The sequence below is a fragment of the Mesorhizobium sp. M6A.T.Ce.TU.002.03.1.1 genome (genome assembly GCF_003997275.1).
Classification (GTDB): Bacteria; Pseudomonadota; Alphaproteobacteria; order Rhizobiales; family Rhizobiaceae; genus Mesorhizobium; species Mesorhizobium mediterraneum.
The window spans coordinates 85,791-110,584 of the sequence record NZ_RZTI01000001.1 but is presented as its reverse complement, the minus strand read 5'-3'; the positions used below and the strand labels follow the sequence as shown (position 1 = coordinate 110,584).

Annotated in this window: 23 protein-coding genes, 1 tRNA gene and 1 riboswitch; of the genes, 10 read left to right on the top strand and 14 right to left on the bottom strand. The window is 62.2% G+C overall.

The features are described from left to right. Positions 1 to 24: 24 nt before the first annotated feature. Positions 25 to 98: transfer RNA gene (locus EOC93_RS00515), tRNA-Gly, on the top strand. A gap of 20 nt (positions 99 to 118) precedes the next feature. Here EOC93_RS00515 and EOC93_RS00510 read toward each other — a convergent pair. Further along, positions 119 to 1,108, bottom strand: a complete 990-nt coding sequence (locus EOC93_RS00510; RefSeq protein ID WP_095488015.1) for a LysR family transcriptional regulator — start codon at positions 1,106 to 1,108, stop codon at positions 119 to 121. Between the two features lie 311 nt (positions 1,109 to 1,419). Here EOC93_RS00510 and chvE point away from each other — a divergent pair, with 311 nt between their 5' ends. The 4 genes from chvE to araD1 all read left to right on the top strand — a co-directional run bounded on the left by chvE (position 1,420) and on the right by araD1 (position 6,607). Next, complete coding sequence (gene chvE, locus EOC93_RS00505; protein ID WP_095488013.1) at positions 1,420 to 2,484, top strand: multiple monosaccharide ABC transporter substrate-binding protein; 1,065 nt, start codon at positions 1,420 to 1,422, stop codon at positions 2,482 to 2,484. 99 nt (positions 2,485 to 2,583) lie between these two features. Then, positions 2,584 to 4,116 (top strand): multiple monosaccharide ABC transporter ATP-binding protein, encoded by a 1,533-nt coding sequence (gene mmsA / locus EOC93_RS00500; protein ID WP_095488011.1) that lies wholly within the window; start codon positions 2,584 to 2,586, stop codon positions 4,114 to 4,116. Beyond that, a complete protein-coding gene (mmsB, locus tag EOC93_RS00495) occupies positions 4,113 to 5,405 on the top strand; it encodes a multiple monosaccharide ABC transporter permease (RefSeq protein WP_095488009.1) in 1,293 nt (430 codons plus the stop codon). Before mmsA ends, mmsB begins: the two co-directional genes overlap by 4 nt. A 209-nt stretch (positions 5,406 to 5,614) precedes the next feature. Further along, positions 5,615 to 6,607 (top strand): AraD1 family protein, encoded by a 993-nt coding sequence (araD1, locus tag EOC93_RS00490; RefSeq protein ID WP_095488007.1) that lies wholly within the window; start codon positions 5,615 to 5,617, stop codon positions 6,605 to 6,607. 170 nt (positions 6,608 to 6,777) lie between these two features. Here the strand turns inward: araD1 and EOC93_RS00485 are convergent, their stop codons facing one another. Continuing rightward, entirely contained in the window at positions 6,778 to 7,551 is a 774-nt protein-coding gene (locus EOC93_RS00485) for an ABC transporter substrate-binding protein (protein ID WP_095488005.1), read from the bottom strand. 97 nt (positions 7,552 to 7,648) lie between these two features. Beyond that, a complete protein-coding gene (locus EOC93_RS00480) occupies positions 7,649 to 8,743 on the bottom strand; it encodes a 2'-deoxycytidine 5'-triphosphate deaminase (protein WP_095488003.1) in 1,095 nt (364 codons plus the stop codon). 125 nt (positions 8,744 to 8,868) lie between these two features. Further along, a riboswitch (SAM riboswitch) is annotated at positions 8,869 to 8,946 on the top strand. Positions 8,947 to 9,003: 57 nt separating this feature from the next. On the opposite strand from EOC93_RS00480, the gene EOC93_RS00475 reads away from it, so the two are divergent. Then, positions 9,004 to 10,194, top strand: a complete 1,191-nt coding sequence (locus EOC93_RS00475; RefSeq protein WP_095488001.1) for an O-succinylhomoserine sulfhydrylase — start codon at positions 9,004 to 9,006, stop codon at positions 10,192 to 10,194. 48 nt (positions 10,195 to 10,242) lie between these two features. Here the strand turns inward: EOC93_RS00475 and EOC93_RS00470 are convergent, their stop codons facing one another. After that, positions 10,243 to 11,397 (bottom strand): ceramide glucosyltransferase, encoded by a 1,155-nt coding sequence (locus EOC93_RS00470; RefSeq protein WP_095487999.1) that lies wholly within the window; start codon positions 11,395 to 11,397, stop codon positions 10,243 to 10,245. 225 nt (positions 11,398 to 11,622) lie between these two features. On the opposite strand from EOC93_RS00470, the gene apaG reads away from it, so the two are divergent. Continuing rightward, positions 11,623 to 12,015 (top strand): Co2+/Mg2+ efflux protein ApaG, encoded by a 393-nt coding sequence (apaG, locus tag EOC93_RS00465; protein ID WP_095487997.1) that lies wholly within the window; start codon positions 11,623 to 11,625, stop codon positions 12,013 to 12,015. A 155-nt stretch (positions 12,016 to 12,170) separates the two neighbouring features. Here the strand turns inward: apaG and EOC93_RS00460 are convergent, their stop codons facing one another. The 3 genes from EOC93_RS00460 to EOC93_RS00450 all read right to left on the bottom strand — a co-directional run bounded on the left by EOC93_RS00460 (position 12,171) and on the right by EOC93_RS00450 (position 15,442). Continuing rightward, complete coding sequence (locus tag EOC93_RS00460; protein WP_095487995.1) at positions 12,171 to 13,205, bottom strand: Hsp33 family molecular chaperone; 1,035 nt, start codon at positions 13,203 to 13,205, stop codon at positions 12,171 to 12,173. 108 nt (positions 13,206 to 13,313) lie between these two features. Continuing rightward, entirely contained in the window at positions 13,314 to 14,225 is a 912-nt protein-coding gene (gene argF / locus EOC93_RS00455; protein WP_095487993.1) for an ornithine carbamoyltransferase, read from the bottom strand. 17 nt (positions 14,226 to 14,242) lie between these two features. Beyond that, a complete protein-coding gene (locus tag EOC93_RS00450; protein WP_095488084.1) occupies positions 14,243 to 15,442 on the bottom strand; it encodes an aspartate aminotransferase family protein in 1,200 nt (399 codons plus the stop codon). Between the two features lie 355 nt (positions 15,443 to 15,797). Between EOC93_RS00450 and EOC93_RS00445 the strand changes: the two genes are divergently transcribed. Next, positions 15,798 to 16,316, top strand: coding sequence for a GcrA family cell cycle regulator (locus tag EOC93_RS00445; protein WP_095487991.1), 519 nt, complete (start codon positions 15,798 to 15,800; stop codon positions 16,314 to 16,316). A gap of 98 nt (positions 16,317 to 16,414) precedes the next feature. On the opposite strand, the gene EOC93_RS00440 is transcribed toward EOC93_RS00445, so the two are convergent. From EOC93_RS00440 to EOC93_RS00430, 3 genes are all read right to left on the bottom strand, one after another. After that, positions 16,415 to 17,422 carry a magnesium and cobalt transport protein CorA gene (locus EOC93_RS00440; RefSeq protein WP_095487989.1) on the bottom strand — a complete coding sequence of 336 codons (1,008 nt, stop codon included), beginning with the start codon at positions 17,420 to 17,422 and terminating at the stop codon, positions 16,415 to 16,417. A gap of 133 nt (positions 17,423 to 17,555) precedes the next feature. Next, positions 17,556 to 18,281, bottom strand: a complete 726-nt coding sequence (gene phoU, locus EOC93_RS00435; protein ID WP_095487987.1) for a phosphate signaling complex protein PhoU — start codon at positions 18,279 to 18,281, stop codon at positions 17,556 to 17,558. Between the two features lie 98 nt (positions 18,282 to 18,379). Continuing rightward, complete coding sequence (locus EOC93_RS00430) at positions 18,380 to 19,642, bottom strand: ATP-binding protein (RefSeq protein ID WP_127203568.1); 1,263 nt, start codon at positions 19,640 to 19,642, stop codon at positions 18,380 to 18,382. A 163-nt stretch (positions 19,643 to 19,805) separates the two neighbouring features. Here EOC93_RS00430 and ppk2 point away from each other — a divergent pair, with 163 nt between their 5' ends. Next, complete coding sequence (ppk2, locus tag EOC93_RS00425) at positions 19,806 to 20,714, top strand: polyphosphate kinase 2 (RefSeq protein ID WP_127203567.1); 909 nt, start codon at positions 19,806 to 19,808, stop codon at positions 20,712 to 20,714. Positions 20,715 to 20,782: 68 nt separating this feature from the next. Here the strand turns inward: ppk2 and EOC93_RS00420 are convergent, their stop codons facing one another. The 3 genes from EOC93_RS00420 to EOC93_RS00410 form a co-directional block, all read right to left on the bottom strand. Beyond that, positions 20,783 to 21,529, bottom strand: a complete 747-nt coding sequence (locus EOC93_RS00420) for an enoyl-CoA hydratase-related protein (RefSeq protein ID WP_126103706.1) — start codon at positions 21,527 to 21,529, stop codon at positions 20,783 to 20,785. A 14-nt stretch (positions 21,530 to 21,543) separates the two neighbouring features. Beyond that, positions 21,544 to 22,182 (bottom strand): acyl-homoserine-lactone synthase, encoded by a 639-nt coding sequence (locus EOC93_RS00415; protein ID WP_077377404.1) that lies wholly within the window; start codon positions 22,180 to 22,182, stop codon positions 21,544 to 21,546. A gap of 97 nt (positions 22,183 to 22,279) precedes the next feature. Next, on the bottom strand, positions 22,280 to 23,011 hold the full coding sequence (locus EOC93_RS00410) for a LuxR family transcriptional regulator (RefSeq protein WP_095487979.1): 732 nt from the start codon (positions 23,009 to 23,011) through the stop codon (positions 22,280 to 22,282). A gap of 286 nt (positions 23,012 to 23,297) precedes the next feature. Here EOC93_RS00410 and EOC93_RS00405 point away from each other — a divergent pair, with 286 nt between their 5' ends. Beyond that, positions 23,298 to 24,116 (top strand): transporter substrate-binding domain-containing protein, encoded by an 819-nt coding sequence (locus EOC93_RS00405; protein WP_127203601.1) that lies wholly within the window; start codon positions 23,298 to 23,300, stop codon positions 24,114 to 24,116. A gap of 109 nt (positions 24,117 to 24,225) precedes the next feature. On the opposite strand, the gene EOC93_RS00400 is transcribed toward EOC93_RS00405, so the two are convergent. Continuing rightward, a complete protein-coding gene (locus tag EOC93_RS00400; RefSeq protein WP_126103707.1) occupies positions 24,226 to 24,636 on the bottom strand; it encodes a tellurite resistance TerB family protein in 411 nt (136 codons plus the stop codon). Positions 24,637 to 24,794: the final 158 nt, after the last annotated feature.

Below are 24,794 nucleotides of genomic sequence, written 5' to 3'. Positions count from 1 at the left end.
ATTGCGTGGTAACGAGGCTGCTGCGCGGGTATGATGTAATGGTAGCTTGTCAGCTTCCCAAGCTGAACGCGCGGGTTCGATTCCCGCTACCCGCTCCAGCCGTCAGCCCACCTCTCTCTCAACCCACCTCCCTCAAGATAAAGTCGTGCAGCATCTTGGCTGCCGGCGACAGCACGCGATTCTTCACGGTGATCAGGCTGTAGGGCCTGACCTCGATGTCGAACTCGGTCTGGACGACGTCGATGGCGCCGGCCAGCCCCTCGGGATTCTGGATGAATTTCGCCACCTGAATCGACACCGGCGCGATGGCGTCCGACTGCGCGACCATGACCAGGGTCAGAAGCAGCGAACTGGTGTTGAGGATGCGGTCCGGCAGCGCGATGTTGCGGTTCAGGAAATTGCTTTCCATCGCTTGGCGCAGTGGCGAGCCGCCCGACTGGAAAACCCAGTCGTAGGCAGCGGTCTCCTCCAGCCGCACCGCCTTGCCCTTGGCGAGCGGGTGGCCGCGGCGCACGATCAGGCAGGCTTTTTCAACACCGATGACGCGGGCCTCGAACAGCCGTGGATTGAGGTCGTCGGGGATGCGCGCGATGATGAAATCGTGACGCGTGGCGATCAGCTCGCGCGCCAGCACATTGGAGGTCTCGACCTGCATGGTGATCTCGATACGCGGATAGATGCGCCGGATTTCGCGGATCGCCGGCACGGCGAGCTCGATCGCAGGGGCCGTCACCGCGCCCAGGAACACCGAGCCGCCCTTGCCCGCCTTGAGCTCGGATATCTCGCGGTCGACCTCACGCATCTCGAGCAGGATCGAGCGCGCGCGCCTCGCCAATGCCTTGCCATAGGGCGTCAGCGTGATGCCGCGCGGCAGCCTTTCGCACAGCTTGACGTCGAGCACTGCCTCCATCTCGGCGATCATCCGTGAGGCGGCGGGCTGCGAAATGTTCATGACCTGGGCTGCCGCGCTGACCCGGCCATGGTCGTCAAGGGCTGCGATCATGCGCATGTGGCGCAGGCTGAGGCCGCTGCGCAGCAGGATCTCTCCGTCGCCGGGGGGTTCTTCGTAACCGGCTGAAAGTCCATCAGGATTCCGCAGCGCCGCCATCGTCTTTTTCTGTCCCGCTCGTGGCCACCGGCAATCCGGCCAGGTCTTCGTCGGCTTTCAATATATCAGTTTCGGTATAGCAACCATCAAAGATCGCATTTGACAGTTATGGCAAAGAGCCACACCCTTTGCGCGTCCTGAAGCTTGACCGTCGCCAGCGAGAAAAATCGCATCGACTGGAACCAGAGTCTCAGGGCCGATTGGGAGGATACCGGAGATCGATATGACGGCAGCGGCGCGTTTGGCGCTCCTGCACGATCGCGCGGCCCACGAAACCCAGGGTGCGCGTCCATCAAACAGGGAGAGTTAATGTGAAGATCATCAAGACACTGGCCGCCGTCGCGGCCCTTGGCATCGCGGCCATGACGGTCCCGGCGCAGGCAGGCGAAGGCCTCGTCGGCGTGCTGATGCCCACAAAGACCTCGCAGCGCTGGATCAACGACGGCGACGCCGTCAAGTCCCAGCTCGAGGCTCTGGGCTACACTGTCGACCTGCAATATGCGCAGGACGATATCCCCAATCAGCTCAGCCAGCTGGAAAACGAAATCACCAAAGGCCCGAAGGCGCTGATCATCGCCTCAATCGACGGCACCACGATGTCGGACGCGCTGCAGAAGGCGGCTGACGCCGGCGTCGTCGTCGTCGCCTATGACCGCCTGATCAAGAAGACCGCGAATGTCGACTACTACACCACCTTCGACAATTTCGGCGTCGGCGTCATCCAGGCCAAATCGCTGCTCAAGGGCCTCGGCTATCCCGAAAACAAGGGTCCGTTCAACGTCGAGCTGTTCGGCGGTTCGCCGGACGACAACAACGCCTTCTTCTTCTACAACGGCGCCATGTCGGTGCTGCAGCCGCTGATCGACGACAAGACCCTCGTCGTGAAGTCCGGCCAGATGGGCATGGACAAGGTCGGCACGCTGCGCTGGCTGGCAGCGACCGCCCAGGCCCGCATGGACAATCTGCTCTCCGCCAACTACTCGGATGGCAGCCGCGTCGATGGCGTGCTCTCGCCGTATGACGGCCTGTCGCGCGGCATCATCGCCTCGCTGCGCGCCGTTGGTTACGGCACGGCCGACCAGCCCTGGCCAATCGTCACCGGCCAGGACGCCGAGACCGCTTCGGTCAAGGCGATCATCGCCGGCGAGCAGTACTCGACCGTGTTCAAGGATACCCGCGAACTCGCCAAGGCGACGGTCGAGCTCGTCGACAAGGTGCTCTCGGGCGGCAAGCCGGAAGGCCTCGACACCACGACCTACAACAACGACGTCAAGGTCGTCCCCTCGATCCTGCTGACGCCGCATGAGGTCGACAAGTCGAACTACCAGGCCCTCGTGGTCGACTCCGGCTACATCAAGGCCGAAGAGCTGAAGTAACCGCAGTTGCAAAGTCTGGGGTCCTGCGCAACGCAGGGCCCCTTTTCGTTAACCAGCGAGGCCGGTATGTTTGCCGATCTCGGAGGAGCTTAATTCCTGATGACCTCGACGATTTTGGAGATGCGTGACATCACCAAGACGTTTCCCGGCGTCAAGGCGCTGTCGAATGTCAACCTCAGCGTTGAGGAAGGCGAGATCCATGCCGTGGTCGGCGAGAACGGCGCCGGCAAATCGACGCTGATGAAGGTGCTTTCGGGCGTGTACCCATCCGGCACCTATGACGGCGAAATCATCTATCGCGGCGATGAGTGCCATTTCAAAGGCATCCACGACAGCGAGCGCCGCGGCATCGTCATCATCCACCAAGAACTCGCGCTGGTGCCGATGCTGTCGATCGCCGAAAACATCTTTCTCGGCAACGAGCAGGCCAGATTCGGCATCATCGACTGGAACGCCAACGAGACGCGCACCGGCGCTCTGCTCAAGAAGGTAGGCCTCAAGGAAGACCCAAAGACGCTGATTACCAATATCGGCGTCGGCAAGCAGCAGCTGGTCGAGATCGCCAAGGCGCTCAGCAAGGAAGTGAAGCTGCTCATTCTCGACGAGCCGACGGCATCGCTCAGCGAAAAGGACAGCCAGGCGCTGCTCGATCTGCTCCTCGAATTCAAGCGGCAAGGCATCACCTCGATCCTGATCTCGCACAAGCTCAACGAGATCAATCGGGTCGCCGACAAGGTCACGATCATCCGCGACGGGCGCACCATCGAGACGCTGCCCAAGAAAGACATCTCGGAAGACCGCATCATCACCTCGATGGTCGGCCGTTCGCTGGACGACCGGTTCCCGCCGCGAGAGCCAGAGATTGGCGAGACCGTGCTCGAGGTGAAGAACTGGTCGGTCTATCACCCGATCCATGCCGAGCGGCAGGTGATCAAGGGCATCGATATCAACGTCCGCAGGGGCGAGGTGGTGGGTATCGCCGGGCTGATGGGTGCTGGACGTACCGAATTCGCGATGAGCCTGTTCGGCCGCTCCTATGGCCGCCGCATCACGGGCGAAGTGCTGCTCAAGGGCAAGCCCATCGATGTCTCCTCTGTCAGCAAGGCGGTGGAACATGGCATTGCTTACGTCACCGAGGATCGCAAGACCTACGGTCTCAACCTAATCGATCATATCAAGCACAACATCACGCTGGCCAATCTTCCCGGCGTGTCGCGCCATAGCGTGATCGACGATATGCGCGAGCTTGCGGTAGCCAACGACTACAAGGCCAAGACCAACATCCGCTCGTCCAGCGTCTATCAGATGACCGGCAACCTGTCGGGCGGCAATCAACAGAAGGTGGTGCTGTCGAAGTGGCTGTTCGCCAATCCGGAAGTGCTGATCCTCGACGAGCCGACGCGCGGCATCGACGTTGGCGCCAAGTATGAAATCTATACGATCATCGCGCGTCTCGCCTCGGAGGGTAAGGCGATCATCGTCATCTCGTCGGAAATGCCCGAACTGCTCGGCATCACCGACCGCATCTATGTCATGAACGAAGGGCGTATCGTCGGCGAAATGGCGGCGAGCGATGCCAGCCAGGAAAAGATCATGCGCGCCATCGTTCGCGGAGAAGGAAAAGCATCATGAGCACCGAAAGCGCTCCCGTGCCGAAAAGCGGCGTCGCCGAAGATGTGCAGCAGGGGCCGCGCGTTGCCGTCTCGGCGCTGGTCACCAACCTGCGCGAATACGGCCTGATCCTGGCGCTGATCCTCATCATGGTGTTCTTCCAGTTCACGACGTCCGGAACGCTGTTCAAACCGGTGAACCTGAGTAACCTGGTGCAGCAGAACAGCTTCATCATCGTGATGGCGCTGGGCATGCTGCTGGTGATCGTCTCCGGCCATATCGATCTCAGCGTCGGCTCCGTCGCCGGTTTCATCGGCGCGCTGGCAGCGATGATGATGGTCATCTGGCCTCTCGGCCCTTTCAGCAATCCGCTGGTGGTGTCGATCATCTGCCTGATCGTCGGTGGCGCAATCGGCGCGGCACAAGGCTACTGGATTGCCTATCACCGAATACCAAGCTTCATCGTCACCCTGGCGGGGATGCTGATCTTCCGCGGCATCTGCCAGGCGCTGCTGGGTGGCGGGTCTTCCGTGGGGCCGCTTCCGGTCGGCTTCAAGGCGCTAAGTTCCGGCTTCATTCCGGACGTGATCGGCTCGTTGACGCTGATCCCGCCGGTCGTGAACGCCGCTGGCAAGACCATCGTCGGCAGCGGGCTGACGCTGCACATGACGACGATCGTGATCGGCCTCGTCGCTGTGCTCGCCTATGCCTATCTCGGGCTCAGGGCGCGGCGCAGCCGAGAGCGGCATGGCTATGAAGCCGAACCCTTCCCGCTGTTTGTCGTCAAGACCCTGGTGATCAGCGCCCTGACGCTGTTCCTGGTCTACCAATTCGCCACCTACAGAGGTCTGCCAATCGTTCTCGTGGTGATGGGCGTGCTGATCGCGCTGTTCGTCTTCGTCACCAAACGCATGACGGTCGGCCGTCGTATCTACGCAATGGGCGGCAATGCCAAGGCGGCGCAGCTATCGGGTATCAAGACCGAGCGGCTGACCCTGATGGTGTTCATCAATATGGGCGTGCTCTCGGCGCTCGGCGGGCTGATCATTGCGGCGCGCCTTGGCCAGGCGGTGCCGGCGGCGGGCCTCGGCAGCGAGCTCGACGTGATCGCCGCCGTGTTCATCGGCGGCGCTTCGGCGATGGGCGGCGTCGGCCAGGTTATTGGCGCGGTGGTCGGCGGCTTCATCATGGGCGTGATGAACAACGGCATGTCGATCATGGGCGTCAATGTCGATTGGCAACAGGTGGTGAAAGGCCTGGTGCTGCTCGGCGCCGTGGTCTTCGACGTCTACAACAAGAACAAGGCTTGAGCCGGGAGAAACCTGGCCGGACGAGGAAACCATACGGGTCACATCGCGGCTGCCGGCAAGAGGCCGGTGCGAAGAAGTCTCCTGAGAGACCAGGCCAGCGAGCGCAATCCGGACGAAGAATTTCACCCGTGGCACGGATTGGTCCCGAGCCGCGCAGGTCCGGGTTTGCCAGATGGGCGGCCGGGCCAAGACAATAGAGAGGGCACATCATGCTGATTTCCCAGATCCTCGACGACGCGGAGACCATCCGCGTTGTTGCCCGCAACGGCGGCAAGACCAGGATCATCAACGGCGCCCGCAGCGTCTATTCGCTGGCGATGGAGGCCGCGCGCACCGGCACCGGGCTCGCCGCCCTCATCGAGCGCAAGGGGTTCGGTGAAGCGGTCGACCTCGATGCCGCCTACAAGAAGGGACGGCTGTTGTCGCCGATCAACCATCCGGATCCGGCGCATCTTCATCTCACCGGCACCGGGCTGACGCATCTCGGCTCCGCCGCGACCCGCGATGCCATGCACAAGAAGCTCAGCACCGGCGGCGAAGAGCAGCTCACCGATTCCATGAAGATGTTCCGCATGGGGTTGGAGGGCGGCAAGCCGACCAACGGCCAGACGGGCGTGCAGCCGGAATGGTTCTACAAGGGCAACGGCACCATGGCGGTGGCGCCCGGTGCGGCACTTCTGTCGCCCGCCTTCGCCCAGGATGCCGGCGAGGAGCCGGAAATCGCCGGCATTTATGTCATCGGCGACGACGGTGCCCCGTTCCGCGTCGGCTTCACGCTGTCAAACGAGTTTTCCGACCACGTCACTGAGCGTGTGAACTATCTTTTCCTCGCGCATTCCAAGCTGCGCAACGCCTCGTTCGGGCCGGAGATCCTGATCGGCGACCTGCCGTCCGACATCAGGGGTTCCTCACGCATTGTCCGCGACGGCAAGCTGCTGTGGGAAAAGCCGTTCCTGTCAGGCGAGGCGAACATGTCGCACACCATCGCCAATCTCGAACATCACCACTTCAAATATTCGGCTTTCCGCCAGCCGGGCGACGTTCATGTGCACATGTTCGGCACCGCGACGCTGTCCTTCGCCGACGGCGTCAGGACCGAGGCCGGCGACGTGTTCGAGATCGAGGCCAAGGATTTTGGCCTGCCGCTGCGCAACCCGCTTGAAATCGAGCAGCCGGTGAAGGTGTCGGTGAAGGCGCTGTAGCGGGATCTCCCCCCTTGAGGGGGAGATGTCGCCGAAGGCGACAGAGGGGGTCGTCTCGCGTAGAGCGCCAGCCCCCTGCGTCTGCGATAAAGAGCCGAGCCCGGCCGGACCGACCCCCTCTGGCCTGCCGGCCATCTCCCCCTCAAGGGGGGAGATTGGCAGTTCCTACCTCAGTAAATATCGAAGTCGAAATATTTGGCCTGGATCTTCTTGTAGGTGCCGTCGGCGACGATTGCATCGATCGCGGCGTTGAGCTTTTCGCGCAGCGCATTGTCTTCCTGGCGCACGGCGATGCCCGCTTCCGTCTCAGTGCCCTTGACGTCGCCGACCATCTTGCAGCAGCCGTCGCTCGACTTCTTCATCCAGTCCATCAGCACGAACTTGTCTGAAAGGACGGCATCGAGGCGGCCGTTCATCAGGTCGGTAACCGCCTCCTCCTGGGTCGGATAGAGCTTCGCCTCGGCACCGGCCTTGCCATAGACATCCTGGGCATAGTCGGCCTGGGTGGTCGAAGCCTGGGCGCCGACCGTCTTGCCGGCGAGTGCGGCGGGTTCGGTCGAGGCAATATCGCTGTCTTTCAAGGCCACCAGCGAAAGCGGCGTCGTATAGTATTTGTTGGTGAAGGAGACCTGCTTCTTGCGCTCTTCGGTGATGCTCATGGACGCGACGATGGCGTCGAACTTTCTGGCCTGGAGCGCCGGAATCATGCCGTCCCAGTCCTGCGTGACAAGTTCGCATTCGACCTTCATCTGAGCGCAAAGCGCCTCGGCGATGTCGATATCGAAGCCGACGAGCTTGCCATCCGCGGTGATGGTGTTGAACGGCGGATAGGCGCCTTCGGTGGCGATCTTCAATTTTTCCTGTGCTTGCGCCGAAAAGGACCCGGCTGATATCACCAACATGGCGGCTGTTGCTGCCGATGCGATCCATCTTGAAATCTGCATTTTTTTGTTCCCTTGGTTCAGAGCCACCCTGACGGCTGGGCACAGCCAAGCACGTCGCGCAGGGTTCAGGCAAGCGCGGTCTGATCGTGATGGGCGATCAGCGCGCGGCGCGGAAATGCTTGGACAGTTTCAGGCCCTGTGCCTGATAGTTCGAGCCGAGATCTGTGCCGTAGAGCGCCTGCGGCCGCTTCAGCATGTGCTCGTAGACCAGCCGTCCGACGATCTGACCGTGGTCGAGGATGAACGGCACTTCGTGGCTGCGCACTTCGAGCACCGCCCTGCTGCCGGTGCCGCCGGCCGCCGAATGGCCAAAGCCCGGATCGAAGAAACCGGCATAGTGGACACGGAATTCGCCGACCAGCGGATCGAAGGGCGTCATCTCGGCGGCGTAGAGCGGCGGCACATGCACCGCCTCCTGGCTGACGAGGATATAGAATTCGTCCGGATCGAGCACCAATTCGCCGGCACCGCTCTTGTAGAGCGGCTCCCAGAAGTCGACAACATCCTGTGCGGCGCGCTTGTCGACATCGACCAGGCCGGTGTGGTGCTTGCCGCGGTAACCGACCAGGCCATCCTTATCGCCATCGAGATCGATCGACAGCGCGATGCCGCCGCCGGAAATGTTCGGTGGCTCGGTGGCGACGAGCGTCTCGGCGCGGTGCAAGTCGTTGAGCTCGCTTTCAGACAAAAGCGCATTGCCGGTGCGGAACCTGATCTGCGACAGCCGCGAGCCGGTGCGGACGACGATCGGAAAGGTGCGCGGGCTGACTTCCAGATAGAGCGGGCCGTTGTAACCGGCAGCGATCTTGTCGAACTCGTGGCCGCGATCGGTCATCACGCGGGTGAAAATGTCGAGCCGTCCGGTCGAGCTCTTCGGGTTGGCCGAGGCCGAAATGTTTGCCGGAAGTGCCAGGCTCTCCAGCAGCGGCACGATATAGACGCAGCCCGTCTCCAGCACCGCGCCGTCGGCGAGATTGATTTCGTGCAGCTTCAGGCGGTCGAGTTTTTCAGCGACCCTGTGGTTCGGGCCGGGCAGGAAGGAGGCGCGCACCCGCCAGGCCTTGTCGCCAAGCCTGAGGTCGAGACTGGCCGGCTGGATCTGGTCGGCATCGAGCGCGCGTAGCGACGTCAGCGCGCCCGACTGGAACAGCGCCGAAATATTCTGATCGGGAAGAATGCCTGTCTGCCGCAAAGTCTGGCTCCGCTCGAAGGCCGGGCAACGTATCGTTTTGCCGCAGGTTCTTGCCGCGGAACCTGCTGGTACAAACCTCTTAATCATGCCGGCAATTGACGCAAGCGCGGCGCGGGTCTAAAGGGTCGTTATCCCGTGGTGATTTGGCCGGTCGGCTTGCAGCCACGTTAAACAAGTCGCTAAAGGACCGTCGGGCCGCAAGGCCGTATGGACCGGTTGCGACTTTCGCGACCGGTTTTTTTGTGTCTGGAACAAAAGTGATGACAAGCAAGAAGCGCAACTGGAAACCTCAGACAACACTCGTGCATAGCGGGACCTTGCGTTCCGGCTTCGGCGAGACCTCCGAGGCGATGTACCTCACCCAGGGCTATGTCTACGACACCGCGCAGGCGGCGGAAGCGCGCTTCAAGGGCGAGGAACCGGGCTTCATCTATTCGCGCTATGCCAACCCGACGGTCGACATGTTCGAGAAGCGCATGTGCGCACTGGAAGGTGCCGAAGATGCACGCGCCACAGCATCCGGCATGGCGGCGGTCACCGCAGCACTTTTGTGCAGCGCCAAGGCCGGCGATCATATCGTGGCGGCGCGCGCGCTGTTTGGCTCCTGCCGCTGGGTGGTCGAGACGCTGGCGCCGAAATACGGCATCGAGGCGACGCTGGTCGACGGCACCGAAATCGCCAATTGGGAAAAGGCGGTCAGGCCGAACACCAAGCTGTTCTTTCTTGAAAGCCCAACCAATCCGACGCTGGAAGTCGTCGACATCGCAGCCGTTGCCTCGCTTGCCAATTCGATCGGCGCGCGGCTGATCGTCGACAATGTCTTTGCCACGCCGTTGCAGCAGAAGCCCTTGCAGCTCGGCGCCCATATCATCGTCTATTCGGCGACCAAGCACATCGACGGCCAGGGCCGCTGCCTCGGCGGCGTCATCCTGTCGGACAAGAAGTGGATCGATGAGAACCTGCACGACTATTTCCGCCACACCGGTCCGAGCCTGTCGCCCTTCAACGCCTGGACGCTGCTGAAGGGCCTGGAGACGCTGCCGCTGCGCGTGCGCCAGCAGACGGAAAGTGCCGGCCGGATCGCAGATTTCCTTGCCGAGCGATCAGGGATTGCCCGTGTCATCTATCCGGGCCGCGCCGACCACCCGCAGGCGGCGATCGTCAAAAAGCAGATGTCGGGCGGCTCGACGCTGATCTGCCTCGACGTCAAGGGCGGCAAGCAGGCGGCCTTCGCCTTCCAGAACGCGCTCGATATCGTGCTGATCTCCAACAATCTCGGCGACGCCAAGAGCCTGATCACTCACCCGGCGACGACGACGCACAAGAATCTGAGCGACGAGGCGCGCGCCGAACTCGGCATCGGGCCAGGCACGCTCAGGCTGTCTGTCGGCCTGGAGGACGCCGACGACCTGCTCGAAGACATCGAGCAGGCATTGAAAGCCGCCAGATAGGGATACGCACTGGAGCGGCTTTGCTCGCATCGTCAAAAGCAGGCGCTGTCAGGCGCCCGACGGGGTCTCTTCCAATTCCGCAGCGGCGCTGGTGTGGATGGTCATCGTGTTGCCGCGCCAGTCGACGGCACCGCTGAGCCAGCCTCGCGCCCAAATGGCGGGAAGCATCACGTCCCGCGCAACCATCGCCGGGATCATGCGCAGCGACAGGTGCCAGCCCTTAGCCGAGGCGAGAGCGCATTCCGGCAAATACGCGACTACCAGCACGGCGATGGCGGTTGCCGACAGGCTGAAGCCGGCGCTGGCCGCCGCAATCAGCGCAAGCGCCAGCGGCATCGCCGCGCCGATCAGTATCTCGGGCGCGAAGAACAGGGGGAAGGTGACGCGGCGCAGGCGTGCCCAGCGGGCCTGGCGCGACCAGATTTCGCCGAGAGTGCGCAAACCGAGCGGCTGCTCAAAGGGCGAGGCGACGAGATTGACGCGCAGTCCGAGCCCGTTGACCAGCTTGGTCGCGGCGGCGTCCTCGGCGATCTCGGCGGCAAGCGCACGGATGCCGCCATTGGCGTCGAGCATGGGCTTGTCCCACAACATGCTCTTGCCCTGGGCAAAACCGAGGCCGATCACCTCGCCGGCATATTGCCAGCGCGCCTGTAGGGTGTTGAGGAATGCGCATTCGACCTCCGCCCAGAACCCGTCCGGCCGCGAGCCGATCGGCGTCGAGCAGACAAGGCCGGTGTCGGGCCGCCACGTCGCCATCAGATGCTGGACATAGTCCCTCGGCATCAGGACGTTGGAATCGGCAAGGATGACCCAGCGGTGGCGCGCGGCCTCCCAGCCCTTCACACAATTGTTGAGTTTCGGATTGCCGCTGATGCGGTCGTCGCCGACGAGCAGCCGGGCCGGCACGGCCGGAAAGCGGGCGATCGCATCGGTGATCGGCCTGACCACCGGGTCGTCGGCATGGGCGACGCAGAAGATGAGCTCATAGCGCGGCCAGTCGAGCGAGAAGACGCGCTCGAGCGTTTCCTCGGCAAACGGCTCGACGCCGCGCGACGGCACGACGATCGACACCGCAGGCGCCTTGCCGGCTGGCGGCGCGATCCTGCCAGGCCGCTTCAGCTTCAACGAAGCGAGCAGGATGCTGGCGAGATTGACAAGGAGCAGAGCTGTGGAAAGCAAGGCGGCTGTGACTGTCAGTTCCATCGATATCTGGTCACTCCAGAAAAACCGGCCGCATGGAAGCCGTTTTCAACAGTTCGACAGAATGCTGAGTCGCCCGGCCCTGCACACCATCATTGTCATGTGTCACTTAAATGACATTGTTCTTCGGCAGCTGCGCTCAAAGGAGTCGGACAACGCCAGAAAGCACCCGGTTGACCAAACCACGGAGAGCGTCGAAAGTTCCGTCTACATATTGTGGAGTAGTCTATGTACAGCGCCGTTACGCGCAACATCGAAGTACAGGTCAGGCCGTTCTATCTGGAGGATCGCTCCGATCCGTCGGAGAACCGCTATGTCTGGGGCTACCAGGTCACCATCGACAATCAGTCGGATGAATTCGTGCAGCTTCTGTCACGCTACTGGCACATCACCGACGGCACCGGCCGGGTCGAGGAAGTGCGCGGCGCCGGTGTTGTCGGCGACCAGCCCGAACTCAACCCCGGCGACAGTTATCAATATACATCCGGCTGCCCGCTCTCGACGCCGTCCGGCATCATGGTCGGCCACTACACGATGCGCAACAAGCGGGGCGAGACGTTTGATATCGCCATCCCCGCCTTTTCGCTCGACTTGCCGGGCACACGGCGGACGGTGAACTGAGAGAGAAAGCATCGGCCGTTCGCGCCGCCCCTCATCCGCCTGCCGGCACCTTCTCCCCGTAAAGGACGGGGAGAAGGGACAAGCTCCAGCGCCCCCCTCTCCCCGTCCTTATGGGGAGAGGGTGAGGGTGAGGGGCAGCGCCAACGCTATCCACTTTACTGTGCCGAGCCGAACTCCGCCGGATCGAAGTCATATTGCTTCGAGCAGAATTCGCAGGCGACGTGAATGCCGCCATCCTCGGTGCTGTCCCTGATCTCGTCGGCGGAGAAGCCTTCGAGGATGCCGCGGATCTTCTCCTTGGAGCATGAGCACTGGTCGGCGACCGGCACGCCGCCGAAGACATGGACGCCGTGCTCGTGGAACAGCCGGTAAAGCAAGCGCTCGGCGCCGATCGTCGGATCGATCATCTCCGTCGGCTCGATCGTTCCAAGCAACGCCAGCAGTTCCTGCCAGGAATTGTCGGCCGGATCGTGGATCTCCTCACGCGGATCGCCGTCGCCGCCCGGAAGGTCGGGCACGCGCATGCGTTCGGGCGATTGCGGCAGGAATTGCGCCAGAATGCCACCGGCACGCCATTGCTCGCGGGCACCGCCGACGCCGGGCGTCAACAGCTTGGCCACCGAGAGCCTGAGATCGGTCGGGATCTGCTCCGACTGACGGAAATAGGTGCGCGCGGCCTCTTCCAGCGTCTCGCCGTCGAGCTGGACGATGCCCTGATAGCGTTGCGTGTGGGCGCCCTGGTCGATGGTCAGGGCCAGGACACCGCTGCCGAGCAGCGTCTGCTGCGAGGTCTCGCCGGCAGACGTCAGCGCTTCCAGCCGGTCGGCATCAAAGCGCGCATAGGCGCGCAGAGCCTGCGGCGTGGAAAAATCCGCAACCAGCATGTCGACCGGCCCGTCGGTGCGGGTCTGCAGGATGAACTTGCCCTCGAATTTGAGCGAGGTGCCGAGCAGCACCGTCAGCACGCAGGCTTCCGCCAGCAGGCGGGCGACCGGCTCGGGATAGTCATGACGGCTGAGGATCGCGTCGAGCATCGGCCCGAGCTGGACGGTGCGGCCACGCACGTCGAGCGGGCCGACCTCGAAGGGCACGACATGATCGTCGCCGGCATAGCCGAACTCGCCGAGTTTGGGTTGATGTTCAGCCAATTGATGAGTTTCCAACATAACAAAGCTCCGGGGCGCGGCCATGCCGCCCTCCGGGGCGCATGCGTCGAAACGCGCTCGATTTGCGTGATGCGCCTGAGATAGGCACCACACATTGCCGGATCAAGGTGGCCCGGATCAAGGTGGCCCGGATCAAGCGCCGAGGCACCAGGCCAGAACCGCCTTCTGGGCGTGGAGCCGGTTCTCGGCCTCGTCGAACACCACCGAATGCGGCCCGTCGATGACCTCGTCGGTGACCTCCTCGCCGCGATGCGCCGGCAGGCAGTGCATGAACAATGCGTCGGGCTTTGCCTTCGCCATCAGCGCCGCGTTGACCTGATAGGGTGAGAAGACATTGTGGCCGCGGGCACGGTGCTCCTGGCCCATCGACACCCAGCAGTCGGTGACAACGCAGTCGGCCTCGTGGACCGCCTCCTCGGGCGAGCGGGTGAAATTCAACTTGCCGCCATGCGCCGTCGACCAGTCGACATGCTTCTGCGCCGGCTCGCTGCCTTCCGGCACGGCAACGTTGAGGTTGAAGCGGAACCGCGCCGAGGCTTCCAGAAGCGAATGCAGCACGTTGTTGCCGTCTCCGGTCCACGCGATGGTCTTGCCGGCGACCGGACCGCGATGTTCCTCGAAGGTCATGATGTCGGCCATCAGCTGGCAGGGATGGGTATCGTCGGTCAGCCCGTTGATGACGGGAACGGTGGCGTTCTCGGTCAGCTCCAGCAGCCGGTCATGCGATGTGGTGCGGATCATGATCGCATCGACATAGCGCGACAGCACCTTGGCCGTGTCGGCGATGGTTTCGGAGCGGCCGAGCTGCATCTCGGTGCCGGTCAGCATGATGGTCTCGCCGCCGAGCTGGCGCATGCCGACGTCGAAGGACACGCGCGTGCGCGTCGACGGCTTGTCGAAGATCATCGCCAGCACCTTGCCTTCGAGCGGTTTCGTCCGCTCGCCGGCCTTGAGCCTTGCCTTTCGCACGACGGCATCGTCCAGCATGAAGCGCAGATCGCCCTCAGAAACGGCGGAAAGATCGGTGAAATGGCGAAGGCTCATTTGGGGTCTTTCGACTGTTACTTCGCGGCAGCCGCGGCGATGGCGTCGGCCAGGCCCCGGGCGCCGGCGCGGATGCGGTCGAGCGCCTCGTGGATCTCGGCATCGGTGACGGTGAGCGGCGGCAGCAGGCGAAGGACGTTGTCGCCGGCCGGAACCGCCAGCAGATGCTGGTCGCGCAACGCCATGTTCACCTTGGTGTTGGGTGCGGCGCATTTCAAGCCGAGCATCAGGCCGGTGCCTCTGATGTCTTCGATGATATCAGGAAATTCGTCGGCGACACTCGCCAGCCCCTGCTTCAGCAGCAACGCCTTGCGCTGGACATCCTCCAGGAAGCCGTCTTCCAGCACCACGTCGAGCACGGCGTTGCCGACCGCCATCGCCAGCGGGTTGCCGCCGAAAGTGGTGCCGTGCACGCCAGCGGTCATGCCGACGGCCGCCTCGTCGGTGGCGAGGCAGGCGCCCATCGGGAAGCCGCCGCCGATGCCCTTGGCGACCGCCATGATGTCTGGGGTGACGCCAGCCCATTCATGCGCGAACAGTTTTCCGGTGCGGCCGATGCCGCACTGGACCTCGTCGAAGATCAGGAGCAGGCCATGTTGTTCGCAGAGCTGCCTCAACCGCTTCAGCGACTGCGTCGGCACCGGGCGGATGCCACCCTCGCCCTGCACTGGCTCGATCAGTATTGCGGCGGTCTCTGAAGTGATCGCCTTTTCGGCGGCGTCGATGTCGTCGAAGCCGACCTGATCGAAGCCTTCGACCTTGGGCCCGAAGCCTTCCAGGTATTTATACTGGCCGCCGGCGGCGATGGTCGCCAGCGTGCGGCCATGAAAGGCGCCTTCGAAGGTGATGATGCGAAAGCGCTCGGGATGGCCCTTGACGAAGTGGTAGCGCCGCGCCGTCTTGATGGCGCATTCCAGCGCCTCGGCGCCGGAATTGGTGAAGAACACCTTGTCGGCGAAGGTGGCGTCGGCCAACCGCTCGCCCAGACGGCTCTGCCCCGGAATCTCGTAAAGGTTGGAGACATGCCAGACCTTGGCCGCCTGCTCGGTGAGTGCCGAGACCAGACGCGGATGGCTGTGGCCAAGCGAATTCACGGCGACGCCGCCGCCAAAATCGAGATATCGCTCGCCCTTGTCGGTGACCAGCCAGGTGCCTTCCCCATGGTCGAAGGCCAGGGGTGCGCGGGTAAAGGTCTCGAAAAGCGCCGAACCGCTCATTATATGCGTCTCCGGTACCGGAAAATCAAAAAAGCCGCCAAAGCGGCGGCCTTTGCGGCTTATCGTGTTTTTCGGCCATGAAGTCAACGAAAACGTCGCGCAATGACGCGCGGCAAGCCCTCCAGCGAGGCGCCGGCTCATAAGCGACCGGGCAAGTTGGGGAAAACCGAAAAAACCGATTCGTGTTGGCCCTCGGACTCTTGTCACCGAGTCAGCGCATAAGGTAATTGTAGTCGAGAAATAACTAGATTTCGTGCGGCGGACCTAATCACCCGATATATGTGGTGTCTGCCCGGCGAAAGCCGGATCGTGGAAGGATTCCGATCGCCGCACATTTCAGCAGGAGCGCGGTCTCATGAATTGGACTGACGAGCGGGTCGAACTTCTTAGAAAATTGTGGTCGGAGGGACTGAGCGCCAGCCAGATCGCCGCACAGCTCGGGGGTGTCAGCCGCAATGCTGTCATCGGCAAGGTGCATCGGCTGAAACTGTCGGGCCGCGGACGCTCGACCGCCACGCCGGCACGCCAGAAGAAGAGCGTGCAGGGATCAACCGTCCAGAAATCGGTGTCGCGGGCGGCAAGCACAGCGCGGCATATCACCACGTCGATCGGCGCGACCGCGCTGCAGGCGCAATTCGACGCCGTACCGATGACGCGTCATTACGTCCGTCCGGTCGAGAACGTCGTTGTGCCGATCTCGCGGCATCTGCAACTCGTCGAGTTGACCGAGCGGACATGCAAATGGCCGAATGGCGATCCGCTTTCGGAAGAATTCCATTTCTGCGGCAACGACGCGGCCGAAACCGGACCCTATTGCAAGTATCACTCCCGCATAGCGTTCCAGCCGGCCTCGGAGCGGCGCCGCAGTCGCTGAGCGAATAGCGAATAGCGAATAGAGACGGATTGAGCCTCCGCGAGGAAGCAGCTTCATTTTCACCTATTCGCTACTCGCTATTTCCTATTCGCTCTCTTTCACAGCCAGCCGCTCTTGCGGAAGCGCCAGTAGAGAACCGAGCAGACCAAAACAATCGCTCCCAGCACGATCGGATAGCCATATTCCATCCTCAGTTCCGGCATGTCGTTGAAATTCATGCCGTAGATGCCGGCGAGCGCCGTCGGCACCGCCAGGATGGCAGCCCATGAGGCAAGCTTCTTGGTGATCGCCGTTTCCTGGCTCTGACCAACCAGAAGGCTCGCCTCGAAGGCAAAGGCGAGAACCTCCCGCAAGCTGTCGATCTTCTCCTGGACGGTGCGGATGTGGTCCGTGACGTCGCGGAACAGCGGGTGCATGGCCGCATGGATCTGCGGCAGGTCGGCGCTGGTCAGCCGGCGGCAGACTTCCACCAGCGGCAGTGCCGCATTGCGCAGGCGCAACAGGTCGCGGCGCAGCATGTAAAGCCGTTCTATGTCGGAGCCGGCCATAGGTTTCAGCAGAACCTTGTCCTCGATCGCCTCGACCTCATCCTCGATCTGCTCGAGCACCGGCATGTAGTTATCGACGATGAAATCGAGAATGGCATAGAGGACGAAATCCTCGCCCTTGGCCAGCGAATGCGGGCAGCTTTCCCAGTGCTGACGAACGGCGGCATAAGAGGTTGATGGACCGTGCCTGACGCTGACGATGTAGCCGGCACCGACGAACAGATGGGTTTCGCCGAAGGTGACACGACCGTCGATCAATTGAGCCGTGCGGGCGACGATGAACAAGGCGTCGCCATATTGCTCGATCTTGGGCCGCTGATGCGGATGCTCCGCGTCCTCGATCGCCAGATCATGCAGATGGAATTGCGCCTGGACGCGAAGCAACAGGTTGCGGTCGGGCTCCAGCAGGCCGATCCAGACGACATGGCCTGGCTTCTTTGCCCATTCGCCAGCTTCCTCGATCGGAATGTCGGCGATACGCCGGCCGGCCGTGTAGACGCCGGAAGCGATAATGCTGGACGTCGGCGGCGCAGGCATGAACTCCCGAACATATTCCATTCGCAGCCTCCTGAAAGGATGGCCTTCACTAGGGACTGAGAAGCTTAACGTCCGGATAGTTTAGCGCAGTTTCATAAAGCGTTCGAGAGGCCGAGCGAGATGAGTTCAGACGGGATCTTCTCGCTTTGGCCGTTCATTTCGCGGGTAGCGCTCCCGGGAGAACAATCTTGTCTGTCTTGTCGCCCTTCGGCCGCTCGGCCGGCATCTGATCGCCGGTGACGATGTAGTAAATCGTCTCGGCGATATTGGTGGCGTGGTCGCCGATCCGCTCGATGTTCTTGGCGCAAAACAGCAGGTGCGTGCAAGGCGTGATGTTGCGCGGATCTTCCATCATGTAGGTCAGCAATTCGCGAAACAGCGAGGTGTACACGGCGTCGATCTGATCGTCGCGATCACGCACGAAGACGATCTTTTCCACCGAGCGCGACGCGTAGACGTCGAGCACTTCCTTGAGCTGCGTCAACGCTAGGTCGGCCAAGGCCTCGATGCCGCGGAACAGGCTGGTCGGCTGGCGTCCTTCTGTGACGGCAACCACGCGCTTGGCGACATTCTTGCCGAGGTCGCCTACCCGTTCGAGATCCGCCGAGATGCGGATCGCGCCGACGATCTCGCGCAAATCCGTCGCCATCGGCTGGCGCTTGGCAATGATGACGATCGCCTTGTCGTCGATCTCGCGCTGCCCTTCGTCCAGAACGAGATCATCACGGATGACCTTCTGGGCAAGGCCGGGGTCGGCGTTGACGAGCGCCGCAATCGCCTGTTCGACCATACGTTCGGCATGCCCGCCCATCGCGGCGATGCGCTTTGACAGATATTTCAACTCCTCGTCATAGGCGCTTACGATGTGCACGGACTGCATGGAAATGCCTTCCAGAGTGAGTCGTTTCCTCGAATCCCCGCTGATACGCTAGCCGGATGACAGAAAAAAGAAAAAGCCCGTTAATACGTAGTGCGGCGCTAATGCGCCGGCAAATGAACCGAGAAGGCTGCGCCCTTGCCGACCTCGGACTTGATCGAGAGCCTGGCGTTGTGGCGCGTCAGGATATGTTTGACGATCGAGAGGCCAAGGCCGGTGCCTTTCTGGGTCCGGCTGTTTTCGACATCGACGCGGTAGAAGCGCTCGGTGATGCGCGGGATGTGCTCCTCGGGAATGCCGGGACCGAAGTCCCGGATGGTGACGTCGATGCCCGGTTCGGGACCGTCATCGCTGTGAGCAATCGTCACCACGACACGTCCACCCGATTGTCCGTATTTGCAGGCGTTTTCCAGCAGATTTTCGAAGACCTGGAAAAGTTCGTCGCGATCCCCGGGCACAACGAGCGGTCCTTTCTCGAAATCCCGCTCAATGGCAACGCCGTTTTCCCTGGCAAGCGGCCCGAGCGAATCGATGACGCTGTCGAGCGTCTGGCGGAGATCGACCTCGGTTCCCGGCTTTAGATAGGGTTTCATCTCCAGCCGCGACAGCGACAACAGGTCATCGATCAGGCGCGCCATGCGGCCGGTCTGGTTCTGCATGATCTGCAGGAACTGCTCGCGCGCCGCCGGGTCGTTGCGGGCCGGGCCACGCAGCGTCTCGATGAAGCCGGAGATCGAGGCGAGCGGGGTGCGCAGTTCGTGGCTGGCATTGGCGATGAAGTCGGCGCGCATCCGGTCGATCCGGCGCGCCTCGCTCTGGTCCTTGAAAACCAGCACATAGAGGTCGGTGCCGTGGCCGACTGAAGACGCACTCACCCGATAAGCCCGTTCGACCGGCAGCTTTTCGGTATAGTCGACGACATCCGAAGCGGCGGCCCCAGACAAAATACTGTCCAGCAAGGCCTGCATCTCGGGCGCACGGAATTTCAGCGACAGCGACATGCCCGGTGCGATGCCGCCGAAGGCGGCGAAGGCGGCGGCGTTGGCATGGACGATCGTGGCGGTGCGATCGAAGATGATCAGCGGATCGGCAACGGCCGCCGCCAGATATTCCCCCGACAGGTGTTGCAGCCCGCTCGCCTCGATCGCCGCGGCATCCCCGGCGGACTGGCGCGCAACGCCGGCCGGCAGCATCGCGGCGGCAAACAGCAGCACCGCACATGCCAGCAGCACCACATAGCCGGCCGCGAAAACATAGACCGTCAGGACCGCGACGATGCCGGCCGCCAGCAGCCAGCGGCTGTTCCACAACCGACTGGCGACGGCTTGCGCCTTGCTTCGCTGTTCTGTGCCGATGTCAGCCATTGTCACCCATTCACGCGCGCCGTGCGTCCAATTGGATGCACAAAGGACGCTCTGCCACTTTTAATCTGCTGCCTCGTTCTTTCCGAAAATCGATTCCGATTTTCGGGCCGATGCAGTTAGGCTCCCAATAGCATGAGTCCGGAAGCTGGAAAGGTTCGTCTCGATGAAAAACTCCAAGGAAGATGCCACCGCGCCCGTTGCAGGCCCGCTGAAGATACGGATCGACGGCAAGGAGCTCGAGTTTGACATCGAGGATCCCAAGCTTCCCAATTGGGTCGAGGACAATAAGCTGACCGCCGGCGGCTACCCCTACGACAAGAAAATGAAAAGCGACGAGTACGACGAGACGCTCGAGCGGCTGCAGATCGAGCTGGTCAAGGCGCAGGCATGGCTGCAATCGACCGGCAAGCGGGTGATGTCGCTGTTCGAAGGACGCGATGCCGCCGGCAAGGGCGGCACGATCTTTGCGCTGCGCCAGTACCTGAATCCTCGAACCGCACGCAATGTGGCGCTGACCAAGCCGACCCCGACCGAGCTCGGACAGTGGTATTTCCAGCGCTATGTCGCGCACTTTCCGACGTCCGGCGAGTTCGTCACTTTCGACCGCTCCTGGTACAATCGCGCCGGCGTCGAGCCGGTCATGGGCTTCTGCACGCCGGAGCAGCATGAGAAATTCCTGGACGAGACGCCGTATTTTGAACGGATGATCTGCAACGAGGGCATCCATTTTTTCAAATTCTGGCTGAACATCGGTCGGGAGACACAGCTTGAGCGGTTTCACGATCGCCGCTGGAGTCCTTTGAAGAGCTGGAAATTCTCGCCGATCGACATTGCCGGCATCACCAAATGGGACGACTACACCAAGGCGCGCGATCTCATGTTCGCACGCACGCACGAGGAATTCGCGCCCTGGATCATCGTGCGGGCCAACGACAAGCGGCGCGCGCGACTTGCCGTCATCCGGCGTATCCTGTTGTCGCTTCCCTATGAGGGCCGCGACCTCGACACCATCGGCAAGGAAGACAAGAAAATCATCGGGGAAGGGCCTTCGTTCCTGGGAACAGGGGCCTGAAGCACTGCCGCGCGCCAAAGACGCGCGGCACGATTCCGGACATTCTTGTCATTCTCCCGAGTGACTTCTCATGCCGCCAGCCGGGCAATCCGCTGCAGTCGCTTCAGCGTAGCATCGTCCTGCAAAGCCTGCTGAAACAGCGAAATCTCCTGGTCGATGCGATCGCAGAGCGCGCCTGTGTCGCCCTTGAGCAGGTCGCGCGTCTGCAGCAGCGCGGCGACCGGCTTTTTGGCGAGTTGCCTGGCTCTGCCAAGTGCGGCTTCCTCGACATCGCCCGCCACGATCTCCGTGACCAGGCCAAGCATCCTAGCGTCCTCGGCACTGAGCGTGTCGCCCAGGCAGAAGAAGCGGAAAGCGCCGGCATAACCGAGTTTCTGCGGCGCCAGGATGCTGGTCGCCGCGTCCGGCACGAGGCCGAAATCGACGAACGGCACCCGGAACGTGCTTTCATCAGATGCGATCACCATGTCGCAATGGAACAGGATGGTGCAGCCGACGCCGACGGCGCCGCCATCGACACAGGCAAGGACCGGTTTTGGAAACGTCGCCAGCGTGCGGAACATGTCGGTGACGGCGGCGATCAATCGTTGATGCTTGGTGGCGTCGAGGAACTCGGAAAAGTCGCCGCCGAGGCAGAAGCAGCCGGCGAGGCCGCGCAGCACTACGACGCGCACATCATCGTCGACGGCGGCTTCATGGAAGGTCTTGGCCAGGCTTTCATAGGCTCGCCTGTCCAGCACCGGCCGGCCGTCATCCGACGACACCGTGACGATCAGCGTATGGTTGCGGAACTCCGTTTGCGTGTGGACGTTCATGGTTGTCTCCAATCTCACGAGGCCTGCCTCATTCCGAGCCTGTCGGGATATCCCCTGGCCAGCACCGGCGCGAAATGGCTACGACGCGAACGCACCACCTCAAGCGTATGCTCGTTGAAGGTGAGCAGCGTGGCGACGACCTGCTGGTTGCCATAGGTGCGCTGGTAGCCAAGCGGCTTCGCCAGGAAGTGCAATTGCAGCGCCCGCAGGACCCACATCGGCTCGAACTCGATGATCACCTGATTGACGTTCCGCTTCAGCCCCCACTCGACGAAGCCGGCAATGAGCTCGGTGCCGACCGTCGATACGCCGCGCTTGCCGTCACGAAAGCCCGGCGCCACCGCATAGCGGGTCAGCTCCCAAACGTTCGGCCCGGACGGTGGCGTCCCTTCATAGAGGTCCGCCAGCACCTCGGTCAGAAGATGCGCCCGCGTTGTCGGCAACATCCGCTGATAACCGGCAAGCTCGCCGTTGCGGATGACGAGCTGATGCACCGCCTCGTCGTGGTCGAACTGATCGATCTCAAGCCCATCGGGGCGCTGCAGATCGGTCCACCCCATTTCCTCGACGAAAATCTTGTAGCGCAAGCGATGAACGGCCTCCCAAAGGTCGGGACGTTCCATAAGTTCCTGTGTGGTAAGGGAAAAAAGCATCTGCCGTCTCCTAGGTTCAATAGGAAGATACGGCCGGGCTGTCCCGAGAAAATTACGCGATCACGTAGGCAAGAATTTCTAGGCCGGCACGGCCGAGCTAGCTAATATAGCCGCGCCTTATCGCTTCCGCGACCGCCTGCACCCGGTTGACGGCACCGAGTTTGCTTTTGGCGTTAAGAAGGTGTTTCTCTGACGTGTGTTCCGAAATGCCGAGAATCTGTGAAATCTCCCATTCGGACTTGCCGACGGCGGCCCATTGCATGCATTCGCGCTCACGCGGCGTCAGTTCGACGTGGTCGATGGTCTTGGCCGCCATCGTGTGGAGTTGCATGGCGCGGCCGATCGCATAGGTCGCTGCCAGCGATACCTGCCCGAACTCGGCTCCCGACAGTTCCACGGCCTCGCCGCCGAGCGACACCATAACGATCTGACCGTCGAGCGTGACCAGCGGGAAGGCCATGCCGTCGCGCAGTTTGAATTCGCTGGCGTCGCCCATCACCTCGCCACTGCTCTTGTCGATGCGAATGCCCTGAGACGCTTCCCGCCACTGGAACGGCGCCTGCAGCTGCTTCATGTGGCTGACGACGGGGTCATGGTCGACATAGTTGCGCGCCACATAGCGCTCCAGCCATTCTCCCGGCCAATCACAGAGCAGCACATGGTCCTTTTGCTGGCCTCGCGGGGTGCCTGGCTGCGGAACCGTCCCGGCCATAAGCGCCGTCAGGCCGAACTCCGAGGTTATGCCAAGCAGTTTTTGGCAGACCGCCGCCGCTGTGTCGGCGTGCTGCAACTGATCTATGAATTCCAGTGTGCGATCGAAGTGGCCCATCGCAACATCTACCCCATGTTGCCTTCCGCGTTGAGATCAACGTCCAGTGCCTGATCTGCACTTTGCCATCGACCCCGGATTACAAACCTGCTCTCCTCTGCTTGCAGCGCCTTGCTCCCCTCCAGCCGACGCCGCACACGTTTGCAAACTCGCTAAACCATATCCCTAAATCGGCGTGATGAAATCAAAAACCGTTGTGCCTGCACCATTTTCGTACGAAAAGCCAAGCTGGACAGAACAGGGCGGAGCTCCGGTCGTGGCAATTCGGTGGATATCCATCGTCCTGATGCTGGTAATGACGGGGGCACAGTTGCTCACGAATGCGCGTGCCGCGGAGCCGCAAGTGCCTGTGCTGTGGGATGCCAAGGAGCGGCTGCCAAAGCCGGACCTTTCCGCACTGCCGCGTCTGAGATTCCTGACCACCACCGATTTCCCGCCCTTCAATTTCCTCGACGGAGCAGGCCGGTTGTCCGGCTTCCACGTCGATCTGGCGCGCGCCATCTGCGCCGAACTCGGCATCGCGGAAAAATGCCAAATCCAGGCGCTGCCCTGGGCCGAGCTCGAAGGGGCGCTGCAGAAGGGCGAAGGCGAAGCGATCATTGCCGGCATCGCCGCCACGCCGGAGTCGCGGTCGAAATATGCCTTCTCACGTTCCTACCTGCAGTTTCCGGCGCGCTTCATCATGCAGAAGACAAAGGCGCTGACGGAACCGATCTTCGACAGACTGCGCGACAAGCGCGTCGGCGTGGTCGCCAGTTCCGCGCATGAGCGGATGTTGCGCGATTATTTCGGCACCGTTCAGGTCGTTCCCTTCGACCGGCCGGAAGAACTCTATGATGGCCTCAAGGCCGGCAAGGTCGACGCCGCCTTCGGCGACGGCATGCGCTTCGCCTTCTGGTTGGGCGGTTCGGATGCAGCAGCCTGCTGCCGCTTTGCTGGCGGCCCCTATCTGGCACCCGAATATCTGGGCTCGGGCATGGCCATCGCCACCAGGGCCAACGATCCGGCGCTCGCCGCAGCGTTCGACTACGCGCTGCAGGAGATTTCGGTGAAGGGCATCTTCGCCGAATTCTATCTGCGCTATTTCCCGGTCAGTTTTTTTTGATCCGGCCCGGTCAGTTTTTTCTGATCCGGCCCGGTCAGTTTTTTTCTGATCCGGCCCGGCTTTTTCTGATCCGGTCCGATCAGCATCTTTTGACCCTTCAGTGCCTGGATCAGGTTAGCGTGCGAAGGCGGGCCTTGGCGGCACGGGCGATCGCGGCGACGGTCAGCGTATCGAGATCGAGCTGGCGGCGGATGAGCTGCAGCACCCGCACCTCTTCCATCCGCATTTCGAGATCGACGGCCGCGACCTCGAAAGCGGCGGCATAGGCGGTATCGTGGAGCCGCTCAGGCAGCGACTCGGCGACGCGCGCGAGGACGCCTTCCAGCCCGTCCTTTTCATGCAGCATCTTCTGGCAATCCTGGGCGACGCCAACGACTCGGTCGTGGTCGAAATCCTCGAACACCGGCCACGAGCGGACGACGTCGCCAATCCGCGCCAATTCGACATCGGTCATGTCGCGATCGGACGCGGAGGTGATAACCATCAGATAGATCAGGGCTTCATGCGGCGGCAACGACATTTGAAAACTCCTCGAACGGGCTCCGAAGTTAGGAACGAGGCACCAACGCCGCAAGGAAAAAGAGCCGCGATCGTTGACGCCCACGGCAGGCACGCCTAGAGACCGGTTGAAAAAACCTCTTCCGGCCCCCTTCTGCGGCGATGCCGGCGAATGATTTG

Coding starts and splice junctions, on each gene's coding strand:
- EOC93_RS00510 (WP_095488015.1), bottom strand. CDS start 1,108: ATGGCGGCGCTGCGGAATCCTGATGGACTTTCAGCCGGTTACGAAGAA.
- mmsA (WP_095488011.1), top strand. CDS start 2,584: ATGACCTCGACGATTTTGGAGATGCGTGACATCACCAAGACGTTTCCC.
- mmsB (WP_095488009.1), top strand. CDS start 4,113: ATGAGCACCGAAAGCGCTCCCGTGCCGAAAAGCGGCGTCGCCGAAGAT.
- araD1 (WP_095488007.1), top strand. CDS start 5,615: ATGCTGATTTCCCAGATCCTCGACGACGCGGAGACCATCCGCGTTGTT.
- EOC93_RS00485 (WP_095488005.1), bottom strand. CDS start 7,551: ATGCAGATTTCAAGATGGATCGCATCGGCAGCAACAGCCGCCATGTTG.
- EOC93_RS00475 (WP_095488001.1), top strand. CDS start 9,004: ATGACAAGCAAGAAGCGCAACTGGAAACCTCAGACAACACTCGTGCAT.
- EOC93_RS00470 (WP_095487999.1), bottom strand. CDS start 11,397: ATGGAACTGACAGTCACAGCCGCCTTGCTTTCCACAGCTCTGCTCCTT.
- apaG (WP_095487997.1), top strand. CDS start 11,623: ATGTACAGCGCCGTTACGCGCAACATCGAAGTACAGGTCAGGCCGTTC.
- EOC93_RS00460 (WP_095487995.1), bottom strand. CDS start 13,205: ATGGCCGCGCCCCGGAGCTTTGTTATGTTGGAAACTCATCAATTGGCT.
- argF (WP_095487993.1), bottom strand. CDS start 14,225: ATGAGCCTTCGCCATTTCACCGATCTTTCCGCCGTTTCTGAGGGCGAT.
- EOC93_RS00450 (WP_095488084.1), bottom strand. CDS start 15,442: ATGAGCGGTTCGGCGCTTTTCGAGACCTTTACCCGCGCACCCCTGGCC.
- EOC93_RS00445 (WP_095487991.1), top strand. CDS start 15,798: ATGAATTGGACTGACGAGCGGGTCGAACTTCTTAGAAAATTGTGGTCG.
- EOC93_RS00440 (WP_095487989.1), bottom strand. CDS start 17,422: ATGGAATATGTTCGGGAGTTCATGCCTGCGCCGCCGACGTCCAGCATT.
- phoU (WP_095487987.1), bottom strand. CDS start 18,281: ATGCAGTCCGTGCACATCGTAAGCGCCTATGACGAGGAGTTGAAATAT.
- EOC93_RS00430 (WP_127203568.1), bottom strand. CDS start 19,642: ATGGCTGACATCGGCACAGAACAGCGAAGCAAGGCGCAAGCCGTCGCC.
- ppk2 (WP_127203567.1), top strand. CDS start 19,806: ATGAAAAACTCCAAGGAAGATGCCACCGCGCCCGTTGCAGGCCCGCTG.
- EOC93_RS00420 (WP_126103706.1), bottom strand. CDS start 21,529: ATGAACGTCCACACGCAAACGGAGTTCCGCAACCATACGCTGATCGTC.
- EOC93_RS00415 (WP_077377404.1), bottom strand. CDS start 22,182: ATGCTTTTTTCCCTTACCACACAGGAACTTATGGAACGTCCCGACCTT.
- EOC93_RS00410 (WP_095487979.1), bottom strand. CDS start 23,011: ATGGGCCACTTCGATCGCACACTGGAATTCATAGATCAGTTGCAGCAC.
- EOC93_RS00405 (WP_127203601.1), top strand. CDS start 23,298: ATGCTGGTAATGACGGGGGCACAGTTGCTCACGAATGCGCGTGCCGCG.
- EOC93_RS00400 (WP_126103707.1), bottom strand. CDS start 24,636: ATGTCGTTGCCGCCGCATGAAGCCCTGATCTATCTGATGGTTATCACC.